The 11847-nt window shown below is 66.8% G+C and carries 10 protein-coding genes; 4 read left to right on the forward strand and 6 right to left on the reverse strand.

Annotated elements, in window-relative coordinates; translation table 11 throughout:
• Positions 1-5 precede the first annotated feature (5 nt).
• The 5 genes from ACGFNJ_RS02380 to dnaK all read right to left on the reverse strand — a co-directional run bounded on the left by ACGFNJ_RS02380 (position 6) and on the right by dnaK (position 5828).
• Positions 6-1175, reverse strand: coding sequence for a globin domain-containing protein (locus tag ACGFNJ_RS02380; protein WP_393442505.1), 1170 nt, complete (start codon positions 1173-1175; stop codon positions 6-8).
• Positions 1176-1744: 569 nt separating this feature from the next.
• On the reverse strand, positions 1745-2137 hold the full coding sequence (locus ACGFNJ_RS02385) for a heat shock protein transcriptional repressor HspR (protein ID WP_393442507.1): 393 nt from the start codon (positions 2135-2137) through the stop codon (positions 1745-1747).
• Positions 2137-3297, reverse strand: coding sequence for a molecular chaperone DnaJ (gene dnaJ, locus ACGFNJ_RS02390; protein WP_393442509.1), 1161 nt, complete (start codon positions 3295-3297; stop codon positions 2137-2139). The genes ACGFNJ_RS02385 and dnaJ overlap by 1 nt, the downstream gene beginning before the upstream one ends.
• A gap of 24 nt (positions 3298-3321) precedes the next feature.
• On the reverse strand, positions 3322-3984 hold the full coding sequence (grpE, locus tag ACGFNJ_RS02395; protein WP_393442511.1) for a nucleotide exchange factor GrpE: 663 nt from the start codon (positions 3982-3984) through the stop codon (positions 3322-3324).
• Positions 3981-5828 carry a molecular chaperone DnaK gene (gene dnaK / locus ACGFNJ_RS02400; protein ID WP_393442513.1) on the reverse strand — a complete coding sequence of 616 codons (1848 nt, stop codon included), beginning with the start codon at positions 5826-5828 and terminating at the stop codon, positions 3981-3983. Before dnaK ends, grpE begins: the two co-directional genes overlap by 4 nt.
• Positions 5829-6229: 401 nt before the next feature.
• Between dnaK and ACGFNJ_RS02405 the strand changes: the two genes are divergently transcribed.
• Positions 6230-7876 (forward strand): FAD-binding oxidoreductase, encoded by a 1647-nt coding sequence (locus tag ACGFNJ_RS02405; protein WP_393443720.1) that lies wholly within the window; start codon positions 6230-6232, stop codon positions 7874-7876.
• A 46-nt stretch (positions 7877-7922) separates the two neighbouring features.
• Here ACGFNJ_RS02405 and ACGFNJ_RS02410 read toward each other — a convergent pair whose 3' ends face one another.
• Positions 7923-9365 carry an MFS transporter gene (locus ACGFNJ_RS02410; RefSeq protein WP_393442515.1) on the reverse strand — a complete coding sequence of 481 codons (1443 nt, stop codon included), beginning with the start codon at positions 9363-9365 and terminating at the stop codon, positions 7923-7925.
• An 87-nt stretch (positions 9366-9452) separates the two neighbouring features.
• Here ACGFNJ_RS02410 and ACGFNJ_RS02415 point away from each other — a divergent pair, with 87 nt between their 5' ends.
• The 3 genes from ACGFNJ_RS02415 to ACGFNJ_RS02425 all read left to right on the forward strand — a co-directional run bounded on the left by ACGFNJ_RS02415 (position 9453) and on the right by ACGFNJ_RS02425 (position 11844).
• Entirely contained in the window at positions 9453-9902 is a 450-nt protein-coding gene (locus ACGFNJ_RS02415; protein WP_393442517.1) for a winged helix-turn-helix transcriptional regulator, read from the forward strand.
• Positions 9903-10012: 110 nt separating this feature from the next.
• On the forward strand, positions 10013-11173 hold the full coding sequence (locus ACGFNJ_RS02420; protein ID WP_393442519.1) for a zinc-binding dehydrogenase: 1161 nt from the start codon (positions 10013-10015) through the stop codon (positions 11171-11173).
• Between the two features lie 104 nt (positions 11174-11277).
• Positions 11278-11844 carry a TetR/AcrR family transcriptional regulator gene (locus ACGFNJ_RS02425; RefSeq protein ID WP_393442521.1) on the forward strand — a complete coding sequence of 189 codons (567 nt, stop codon included), beginning with the start codon at positions 11278-11280 and terminating at the stop codon, positions 11842-11844.
• The last annotated feature ends 3 nt before the right edge of the window (positions 11845-11847 follow it).

The following is an 11847-nucleotide window of genomic DNA, read 5'->3' on the forward strand; positions in this document are numbered from 1 at the left end:
GTCGGTCAGAACAGCGGGTCGTGGCGGATGTTCTTGGTGAGCGTCCCCGCGGCCATCAGTCGGAACTTGGTGGTCTGCACCATCGATGGCGAGCCGACGATCTGGACGTCCCGGTCGGCCCAGGCGCCGAAGCTGGCGACCACCTTGCCGATCTGCCCGGTCAGCCGCGGCTCCAGGCCGGGCCAGACGCGTTCGGGTTCGCCGGAATCGGTATACCACCAAGGGTTTTCGTCGTGCTCGGTCACCGGTGTCACGGTCAGCCAGCGGTGCGCCACGGCCAGCGTGGACAGCGTTTCCAGGTCGTAGAGATCGCACGGGTGGTGCCCGCCGACGAACAGGTGCACCTTCGGGTTGGTCCGCCGCTGTGCCATCGCCATCAGCTGGGCGCGCAGCGGCGCGATGCCGGTGCCGCAGCCGACCATCAACATCTTGCGCTTGGCGTTGCGCGGGATGCCGAGGCCGCCGAGCGGCGCACCGAGCAGCCACTGATCGCCGACGACGGTGTGGCCGACGATGGCGGAGCTGACCCAGCCGCCGAGCACGCTGCGGATGTGAAACTCGATCTCCCCGTTGGCATTTGCGGGCACAGCGGGCGACAGGTAGCGCCACATCCGCGGCCGGGACGGGATCTGCACGCTGATGTACTGGCCTGCGGCGTACTGCATCGGCTGATCGAGTTGCAACCGCACCACGGTCAGATTGCGTAGCACCGCACGGCGTTCCACCACGGTCCCGGTCCAGGCCGCCGGCGTCGTTTCCTTCTCCGCGGCCCCGATCATGGTCTCCCCGATGATCTTCAGGCCGTCGTCCCAGGCTTTGTCGACCTCGTCGGTCCACATCTCGGTGCCCGCGTAGTTGCGCATCGCGGCCTTCAGCGAGACCGCGACCGCCGTGTAATGCGCAGGCTGCACACCGTATTTGCGATGGTCACGCCCGAGTTGCGCAAGGAACGGTAGGAGCTTGTTCGGCTCCTCGAGCCGGTCCAATGCGTAGGAGATGGCTTTGACCAGGCGATCTCGCTGTGCGTCCATGGCTGCTGGAAAGAAATCGCGGACTTGGGGGTAGTCGGTGAATAGGATCGAGTAGAACGATCTCGCTAATTTCTCCGGCCCCCCTTCCTCCGCAGCAACCGCCTTGAACGTAGTTCTGATCAAAGCGACAGTCCGCGAATCCATTTGTGTCACAACCCCATTTCGCACTCGAACACAAACCGTGCCGGCGAGTGAGGTGCTGCGGGACACTCGTCAGCAGCCGTTGCCGAGAAGTGTAGGCGAGGTTAGCCAGGAGTGGAATCCTCCGTTTAAACAACAAGCCTGTAATTCCCTCAAAACGAGGGCCCTCAGCGCGAAACGCCGACGAAACAGACTGTAAGACGGTAAAAATCGGTGAAATCAGTCGCAAGAACACTGATTTTGCAAGACTCGTTCTGAAACTCTCACGCCACCAAGGGCTCTGGAGCGACCACGGGGCAACATTCCATGATCGCAAGCGGACTCCGCCGGACAATCGACAGCGATCACGCAGCAGGGGCGCGCAACAAAATATGACAAGTCAGCAGTCCAGAAAAGCGGCCGCGGTAAGTGTTGTCACACACTAAGTATCGGCATACCGTCAGCAACCGTGCCGAACGGTCTGCTGGAGACGACTTCGGGCCCCCGATCTCGGATCATGATCAACAATGCCGAGGCCAGGGGCCCGAGGAATAGCCAGCAGTATTCAATGATGTTGCGCGAGTGCCGATGGCTCACATATTCCGGCGATTGCGCGGTTGCCAGACCACCAGCGCGGTGCTGCGCTGCGGCGGGGAAAGATCGGGCCGATAGCCCGCCCGCATCCGGTCCAGCTCGGCCGACAGCTCGGCAACCCGCTGCTGCAGTTCCTCGACCTGATTGGTGAGTTCGATGATGCGCTTGATGCCCGCCAGGTTGACGCCCTCGTCCTGAGACAGCCGCTGCACCTCGCGCAGCAGCTCAACGTCCCTGGTCGAGTAGCGTCGCCCGCCGCCCGAAGTGCGTTGTGGCGTAACCAGTCCCAGTCGGTCATAGGTGCGCAGCGTCTGCGCGTGCATGCCCGCGAGTTGGGCCGCCACCGAGATCATGAAGAACTCGGCACGCGACTGCTTCGGATCATTGGACATCAAGCACCTGCCCATCCTGCCCGTGGATCGAATCCGCTGGCCTTCTCCGCCTCCGCATAGCGTCGCAGCGCGTCGGCGGCATTGTCATCCAACTTCTGTGGCACCGCGACCTTGACGGTGACCAGCAGGTCACCGGCGCCGCCGCCGCGCTTGGGCACGCCGCGACCGCGCACCCGCAGGATGCGGCCGTCCGCAGTGCCAGGCGGCACCTTGACGCCGACGCGCCCCTCCAGGGTAGGCACGGAAACCGTTGTCCCGAGCACTAATTCGCTGTAACTGACCGGCAGCACCAGGGTCAGGTCATCGCCGTTACGGCCGAAGACCTTGTCCTGGCTGACGTGCACGCTGACGAACAGGTCGCCCGACGGCGCGCCACGCAGGCCCGCTTCACCCTGACCGGCCAGCCGAATCCGCTGTCCGTCACTGACGCCCGGCGGAATCCGCACGGTGATGGTGCGCGTGCGGTTCTGGATGCCGCTGCCGTGGCAGTCGACACACGGGTCGTCGATGATCGAGCCGGTGCCCCGGCAGTCATCGCACGGCTCGCTGAAGCCGAACGCGCCCTGGTTGCGGCTGATGATGCCGGTGCCGTTGCAGTTCGGGCAGACCCGAGGGCTGGTGCCCGGTTTCGCGCCGCTGCCGTGGCAGGTGGTGCACGGCGACGGACTGGTCATCCGCAGCGGAACGGTGACGCCCTGCGCGGCCTCCCGGAAACCGAGGGTCGTCTCGGTCTCCACGTCGGCCCCGCGCCGCGGGCGGCTCGCGGTGCGCGTGCCTCCCCGGTTGAACAGTCCACCGAGCAGGTCACCGAGGCCACCGTCGCCGGCATTGGCGCCGCCGAAGATGTCACCGATGTTGAAGTCCTGCGAAAAGCCGCCGCCCGCACCGGGGGTGAAGCCGCCGCCACGCGGATATCCGCCACCCGCGAACAGCTTTCGGGTGTCGTCATATTCCTTGCGCTTGGCCGGATCCGACAGCACCGCGTGCGCTTCGCTGACGGTCTTGAACCGCTCCTCGGCCTTGGCGTCGCCGGGGTTGGCGTCCGGATGCAAGTCGCGAGCGAGCTTGCGGTACGCCTTCTTGATCTCGTCTTGCGAGGCGCTGGAGGAGACACCCAGCTCCTTGTAGAAGTCCTTTTCGATCCACTCCCGCTGACTCACCGGATATCTCCTCCTCTCGCAGTATTAGTGTTTGTTCGCGCCGGCATCAGCATCCGATGCCTCTGGCTGGGCCGCACCCGCCTGCTCGGCCGGCTTCCGCTCGTCGCCGACCAGGTCGGCCACGCCATCGGTTACCCCGACGAGCGCGTGCCGAAGCACCCGATCGCCGAACCGATAGCCCTTGCGCATGACGATGCCGATCACCGGATCGTGCCCGGAGCCCTCGTGCTGCACGGCCTCGTGCAGCGTCGGGTCGAAAGGCTCACCCGCCGAACCGAATTCCTCCAGCCCCTGCTTCTGCAGCGCGGCGGCCAGCTTGTCGGCCACCGACTTCAGCGGACCGGAATCCAGGTCACCGTGTGCCCGTGCCCGATCGAGATCGTCGAGCACGCCGAGCAATTCGGTGACGACGGCGGCCTTGGCGGTGTCGATCGCGGTCTTGCGGTCGCGTTCGACCCGACGCCGGTAGTTGGCGTACTCCGCGGTCAGTCGCTGCAGGTCCGCGGTGCGCTCGGCCAACTCGACACTCGCGGTGTCGGCAGGCGCCGCCACCGCGGCGTCGGCACCGTTCCCGGCATCGGGCCCCGCGGCGGCGTCAGCCGCCGCAGGGTCCCTGATCTCGCCGGTCTCCGGATCGATCTTGCGATTGTCCACGAAGGTGATCGGCTCTTGTTCGGAGTTGCTCACTTCTTCTCCGTGTCGACCGGCTCGTCCACAACCTCCGCGTCGACAACTTGATCATCGGCGTCGGACGCGGCGGATCCGTTGCTCGACGCGGCGGCATCGTTGGCCGACGACTCGTAGATCGCCTGGCCGAGAGCCTGCGACTCGGTCGCCAGCTTCTCGACGGCCGCCTTGACCGCGGCGATGTCGGTGCCCTTGAGCGCCTCGTTCGCCTCGGCGATGGCCGCCTCGACCTTGGACTTGATGTCCGCGGGGACCTTGTCCTCGTTCTCCTTGATGAACTTCTCGGTCTGGTGCACCAGCGACTCGGCCTGGTTGCGGGTCTCGGCCTCCTCACGGCGGGCCTTGTCCTCGGCGGCGTGCGCCTCGGCGTCCTTCACCATCCGATCGATCTCCTCCTTGGACAGGCCGGAGCCGTCCTGGATCTTGATCGTGTTCTCCTTGCCGGTGCCCTTGTCCTTCGCGGTCACGTGCACGATGCCGTTGGCGTCGATGTCGAAGGTGACCTCGATCTGCGGCACGCCACGCGGGGCCGGCGGGATGCCGGTCAGCTCGAACGAACCGAGCAGCTTGTTGTGCGAGGCGATTTCGCGCTCACCCTGGAAGACCTGGATCTGCACGGACGGCTGGTTGTCGTCGGCCGTGGTGAAGGTCTCCGACCGCTTGGTCGGGATGGTGGTGTTGCGCTCGATGAGCTTGGTCATCACGCCACCCTTGGTCTCGATACCGAGGGAGAGCGGGGTGACATCGAGCAGCAGGACGTCCTTGACCTCACCCTTGAGCACACCGGCCTGCAGGGCGGCGCCGACGGCGACGACCTCGTCCGGGTTCACGCCCTTGTTCGGCTCGCGGCCACCGGTCAGTTCCTTGACCAGGTCGGAGACGGCGGGCATGCGGGTGGAGCCACCGACGAGCACCACGTGGTCGATGTCGGCCACGTTGATGCCCGCGTCCTTGATCACGGACTGGAACGGCGCGCGGGTGCGGTCGAGCAGGTCCGAGGTGATCTTCTGGAACTCGGCGCGGGTCAGCTGCTCGTCGAGGAACAGCGGGTTCTTGTCGGCGTCGACGGTGATGTAGGGCAGGTTGATCGAGGTGCTCTGCGAGGAGCTCAGCTCGATCTTGGCCTTCTCCGCAGCCTCACGCAGGCGCTGCATGGCCATCTTGTCCTTGGTCAGGTCGATGCCTGCGCTGGCCTTGAACTTGTCGACCAGCCAGGAGACGACGCGCTCGTCCCAGTCGTCACCACCGAGGTGGTTGTCGCCGGAGGTGGCGCGGACCTCGACGACGCCCTCGCCGATTTCCAGCAGCGAGACGTCGAAGGTGCCGCCACCGAGGTCGAAGACCAGGATGGTCTGTTCCTTGTCGCCCTTGTCCAGGCCGTACGCCAGCGCGGCCGCGGTGGGCTCGTTGACGATGCGCAGCACGTTCAGGCCTGCGATCTGACCGGCTTCCTTGGTGGCCTGCCGCTGGGCGTCCTCGAAGTACGCGGGCACGGTGATGACCGCGTCGGTGATCTCCTCACCGAGGTAGGCCTCGGCGTCGCGCTTCAGCTTCATCAGCGTGCGCGCGCTGATTTCCTGCGGGGTGTACTTCTTGCCGTCGATCTCAACGGTCCAGTCGGTGCCGATGTGGCGCTTGACCGAGCGGATGGTGCGGTCGACGTTGGTGACGGCCTGGTTCTTGGCCGGCTGACCGACCAGCACTTCGCCGTTCTTCGCGAACGCGACGATCGACGGGGTAGTGCGCGATCCTTCCGAGTTGGCGACGACGACCGGCTCTCCGCCTTCGAGCACGGCGACGACCGAGTTCGTGGTCCCGAGGTCGATTCCGACCGCACGAGCCATTGTTGTTCCTCCTAATTTGACGTACCTACATGTGTCGGTGCTGGGCGAATGCCGCCCGGCTGCCCAGGATGGGTCCGCCATCCTGTGCCGCGAGACCTCGCCCCAAGCACCTCACGGAGCACGGTCCCAGCAACGCTGAGCGTGGTCGGCTCAATCCTGCCCCCAAATACCTCGGGGCGTCAACTCAAACTTGAGTCGTCCACACTCAATCTTGTCTTCCAGCTCAACGGACGTGCGGCGCGAATGATTCCCGAACGCCGAAAAGAATCTCGGCGATCTGCTCCGCGCGGCTCATGGACCGGCTTCGGACGGATCCGGCAGGAGCAAGCGACTGCCGAGCACACCGCGTTTCGGGCCGTGCTGCGGTGTGGCCGATCACCGGTACCGGTGCTGCTTCCATGATGCAATGGCACGCGCGGGCGCGAGCCCGATCGAGAGGAGTTGCAGTGTCGGCGAAGACGCGGTCGTGGTGGGGTTGGGGCAATGTCGAGGACGCCGTCGACGGCGCGGAGCGGGCGGCACTGACGACCAGGGTCGCGGCGATACTGCCCGGAGCCGATCTGACCGTGCACGAGCCGCCCTCGATCGACGCACTGGCATTGCCCGAGCCGCGGATCTCGGCGCCGGATGCGCTCGCCGCGTTGGCGTCCGCCGACCCCGCCGACCGGGCGGCGCACGCACACGGACAGGCCTTCCGCGATGTGGTGCGCAATCTGCTCGGTGACGTGCAGAACCCGCCGGATCTCGTCATTCGGCCGCGCACCGAAGCCGAGGTAGTCGACGTGCTCGACTGGGCAAGCCGCGCGAATATCGCCGTGATCCCGTTCGGCGGCGGCACTTCCGTGGTCGGCGGGATCGAACCCCGGCTCGACGGTGACTTCGCAGGCGCGGTGAGCCTCGATCTCGGCGCGCTCGATCAGGTGCTCGAGGTCGATCGCACCAGTCGGGCGGCGCGGATCCAGGCCGGTGTGTTCGGGCCTGCATTGGAAGACCAACTGCGGGAATCCGGGCTGACCCTGCGGCATTTTCCGCAGTCGTTCGAGTTCTCCACGCTCGGTGGGTGGCTGGCCACGCGGGCCGGTGGGCACTTCGCGACGCTCTATACCCACATCGATGACCTGGTCGAGTCGATGCGGGTGGTGACCCCGGCAGGCGTCAGCGCATCGCGCAGACTGCCCGGCTCGGGTGCTGGTCCATCGCCGGACCGGATGTTCCTCGGTTCCGAAGGCACACTCGGCGTGATCACCGAGGCCTGGATGCGGCTACAGGACCGGCCACGCTGGCGCGCAACGGGTTCCGTGCACTTCGACGACTACGACCGTGCGGTGACCGCGACTCGCACGATCGCCCAGTCCGGGCTGTATCCGACCAACTGCCGTCTGCTCGACCCGGCCGAGGCGTTTCTCAACGCGGGGGCCGCGACCTCGGGCGGCGTGCTGGTTCTCGGGTTCGAGTCCGCGGACCATCCGACGCGGGTCTGGCTGGAGCGGGCCGTCGAGATCGCCGTCGAATTCGGCGGCAAGCTGCCGGAACCCGTGCGCTACACCGATTCCGAGACCAGCGTGCACACCTGCGGCACCGCCGACACGTGGCGCTCGTCGTTCCTGCGCATGCCGTACCAGCGCGATGCCCTTGCCGCGCAATCGATGATCACCGAGACGTTCGAAACCGCCTGCACCTGGGACACATTCGATGCGCTCAAGTCGGCGGTGACCACCGCGGCCAACGACGCGATCCGTGCGGTGGGCGCGCAGGGCGTCGTCACCTGCCGCTTCACCCACGTCTATCCGGACGGCCCAGCGCCCTACTTCGGCATCTACGCCGCAGGCCGCTGGGGCAGCACCGTCGCACAGTGGGACGAGATCAAATCCGCCGTCTCCGAAGCACTCTCGGCCAACGGCGGCACGATCACCCACCACCACGCCGTCGGCAGGGACCACCGGCCCTGGTACGACCGCCAACGTCCGGAGCCCTTCGCCCTGGCACTGCGTGCGACCAAATCCGCCCTCGACCCTGCGGGGATCTTGAATCCGGGGGTACTCCTGTGAACGAACGGCGGGCCGGAGCCACCGCTCCGGCCCCGCCTCGCTCGGATCACACTCGCGCGAGCTGCTCCACCAACGGCTCGGATGCGGGAATCGCGGTGCGGCGCAGGCCCGCTGCCGCGATAACAGCCGCCAGGGCCGCGGCAACGACCGGCACGATCAAGGCGACGCGCAGACCGTCGATCCCCAGCTTGCCCGCGTCGACCGCGGCGACGTTCACCGCCGTCACCACCGAGATGCCGAGGGCCGCGCCGAATTGGATTGCCGTGTAGAGCAACCCGCCCGCCAGGCCGTGCTCGGCCTCGGCGATGCCGTCGGTCGCCGCGATGGTCAGCGGGCCGTAGGCGAGCGCGAATGCCACGGCGAGCAGCAGCATCGTCGGCAGGATCGCGAGGTAGGCCCGGTCGAGCCCGGACGGCAGGAACAGCACGTAGGCGAGCGCCGCGAAGATCGCACCGCCGAGGATCACCCGCACATTGCCGAACTTGCGCACCAGCCACGGCGTCACCAACGGCGCGAGGATCGCGTCCAAACCCATCACCGCCATCGCGAGACCGGTCTCCACCGTGCTCCAACCGCGCAGTTCCTGGAAGTACAGCGTGACAAGGAACTGGAAGCCCATGAACGAGCCGATGAACAGCACCGCAACCAGATTGGTGCGCACCAGTGCCGCCGAGCGCAGGATGCCCAGCCGGACCAGCGGTGCCGCGGCGCGCCGTTCGTTCAGCACGAACAATGCGAGCAGCGCGAGACCACCGGCGAAGGTCGCCGCGGTCAGCACCGGCCCGTTGCCCGGATGTTCCAGCCGCACGACACCGTAGACGAGCAGCAGCATCGCACCGGTCACCCCGAGCGCGCCGAGCACGTCGAAGCCGCCCCGAACACGTTCCGGCACACCGGAATCCCGGACCAGCGCGATCGCGGCCGCCAGCAGCACCGCGGAAACCAGCACCGGAACGAAGAACACCCAGCGCCAGCCGAGCGCGGTCAGCAAGCCGCCGACCACCATGCCGAGCGAGAAGCCGCCCGCCGCGATACCCGCGTAGAACATCAGTGCCCGGTCGCGCACCCTGCCCTCGGCGAAGTTGGTGGTGATCAACGAAAGTCCCGCCGGCGCAAGGAATGCCGCGGCAACGCCGGTGACGAAGCGGGCGGTCAACAGCATCCAGCCATTGGTGGCGAAGCCACCCAGTCCGGAGAACAGCAGGAACACTGTCATCCAGAACAGGAACATCCGCCTGCGGCCGAGCAGGTCGGCGGCGCGACCGCCGAGCAGCACGAAGCCGCCGTAGCCGAGCACGTAGGCCGACACCACGCCGCTGAGCATCCCGGTGGACAAGCCGAACTCGGCGCGGATCGACGGCAGCGCCACGTTGAGCATCGCGACGTCGATGCCCTCCAGGAATATCGCGCCGCACAACACCGCGAGCACCGCCCAGGCGCGGCCGGACATCTCCGTGAAGACCTCGGCGGCGGCTCTGGATTTCACCATTACGACTCCCCAAACAGAATAGGTTCCCCATAGTGGGGTCGGTTACTACTTGATACCGAGGGAAAGTCTCCGGCAGAATCGACGACCATGGAAGACGGCACTGTGGAGTCACCCGGGTACTGCGGGGATACCGACCCCGACTACGACGTTCGCCAGTGGGACACCCGCGCGGACTGCGAGGTGCGCCAGATCCTCGACCGCATCGCCGACAAATGGTCGCTGCTGGTAATCGCGCTGCTCGACCAATGCAGCATGCGGTTCACCGAGTTGAAGCGCGAGATCGACGGCGTGAGCCAGCGGATGCTCACCCGCACGCTGCGCCAGCTCGAACGCGACGGACTGGTCCAGCGGACCGTGTATCCGACGGTGCCGCCGCGAGTGGACTACGCGCTGACCCCACTCGGCGCCAGCCTGCACACCACCATCAAGGCACTGGTCACCTGGACCGAGAATCATCAGAACGAAATCGCTTCCGCGCGTTTTGCCTACGATCGGCGCGCGGCCGAGGACGCGGCGTTGGTCGCCGCGAACGCCTGACTTCGCAGCACCGAGTTTCGAGTTTCCGCTCGGCACGCGCAGTAGGGTTGGCCACGAGTGGCGGGCAGGTGCATGCGCCCGCCGCGTGCCGCCGAATCGAGGAGTTCGCCATGCGGGCAGCCGTCGTCACCAACACGAAATTCGAGGTCGCCGACCTACCGACGCCGGTGCCAGGCCGCGGGCAGGTGCTGATCAACGTAACCCGGTGCGGCATCTGCGGTTCCGACCTGCATGCCCGCCTGCACGCGGACCAGCTCGCCGACCTCGCCACCGCCGCAGGCTACGACGGATTCATGCGGTCGGACCAGAGCGTGGTGCTCGGACACGAATTCAGCGGCGAGGTAGTCGATTACGGACCTGGCTGCCGTCGGCGCTGGAAGCCGGGCACGTCGGTGGTAGCGCTGCCGATCCTGCGGAACGGCAAGAAGTCTGAGATGACCGGCTTGTCCACCGCGGCCCCCGGGGCATACGCCGAGCAGGTCGTTGTTCAGGAATCGATGACCATGCCGGTGCCCAACGGGCTGTCCGCCGAGCACGCCGCGCTCACCGAACCCATGGCGGTGGCCTGGCACGCGATCCGCCGCGGGCGGGTCGGCAAGGGGCAGACCGCCTTCGTGATCGGTTGCGGCCCCATCGGTTTGGCCGTGATCAGCATGCTGAAGGCCGCCGGCGTGCGCACCGTCATCGCCAGTGACTTCTCCCCACGCCGTCGCGAACTCGCCACCGCGTGCGGCGCCGACGTCGTCGTCGACCCCGCCACCGATTCGCCGTGGACCGCAAACCCGAAACCCGGCCGGATCACCACCGTCACCGACATTCTCGACCTCGGCTTCGAGGCCATGGACCGGCTCCGCCGCGTCCCGAACCTGCCCTGGTGGTACGTCTTCCGTCTCGCGCACACGCTGAACGCGGGCCCCGCAGGCCCGGCCATCTTCGAATGTGTCGGCGTGCCAGGCATTCTCGACCAGATCCTGACCGCGGCACCCCCACGCTCCCAAGTGATCGTCGTCGGCGTCTGCATGGAACCCGACCGCATCCACCCCGCCACCGCCATCAACAAGGAAATCGACCTCCGCTTCGTCCTCGGTTACGACCCGGGCGAATTCCGCGACACCCTCCACATGCTCGCCAACGGCAAGGTCGACCCCGCCCCCTTGATCACCGCCACCGTAGGCCTGGACGGCATCGACAACGCCTTCACCACCCTCGCCACCCCCACCCACCACGCCAAAATCCTCATAGACCCCACCAGCCCCACCACAACCCCCTAACGCACATAGGTCGCCGACGGCGTGGTCAGGCTGGGTGACAGCACGTATGTGTTGGGCGGATGCGTAAGACGGATGCCTTAGGCGAGCGCGCTAGGATCCTGTGCATGGGAAATCGGGAGGACCTGCTGGCGGGTGCGCGGCGTTGTTTGTTCGAGAAGGGTTATGCGCGGACTACGGTGCGTGATATCGCGGCGGCGGCGGGTGGGGTCAGTATGGCGGCCATCGGGTATCACTTCGGGTCCAAAGAGGCGTTGTTGAACGAGGCGCTCGCCGAGGCGAATCGGGAATGGGGGGCGGAACTCGAACGCGCACTGGACGATGCGGCGCAACCCGGCGCGACTCCACTGGACCGCTTCGCCACGAACTGGCAGGCAGTCATCGATTCGATCGGCGCCCATCGCGGCCTGTGGGCCGCCACCTTCGACACCCTTGCGCAAGCAGGCCACGATCCCAAGACACGAGACCAGCTGGCGGACAAGCTCACCGAGGCCCGCAGCGGCCTGGCCCGCCTCTTCGAGCACCTCGACGAAGCGGATACCGCGCAAGGCCGCGCGGTCGGCGCCCTCTACCAGGCGTTGCTGACCGGCGTGGCCGCCCAGTACCTGATCGACCCCGACCACGCGCCGACCGGCGCCGAGTTGGCGGCTGCGCTACGCACGATCACCGGGTAATCG

The sequence above is a fragment of the Nocardia sp. NPDC049149 genome (assembly GCF_043197455.1).
In the GTDB taxonomy this organism is placed as follows: Bacteria; Actinomycetota; Actinomycetes; order Mycobacteriales; family Mycobacteriaceae; genus Nocardia.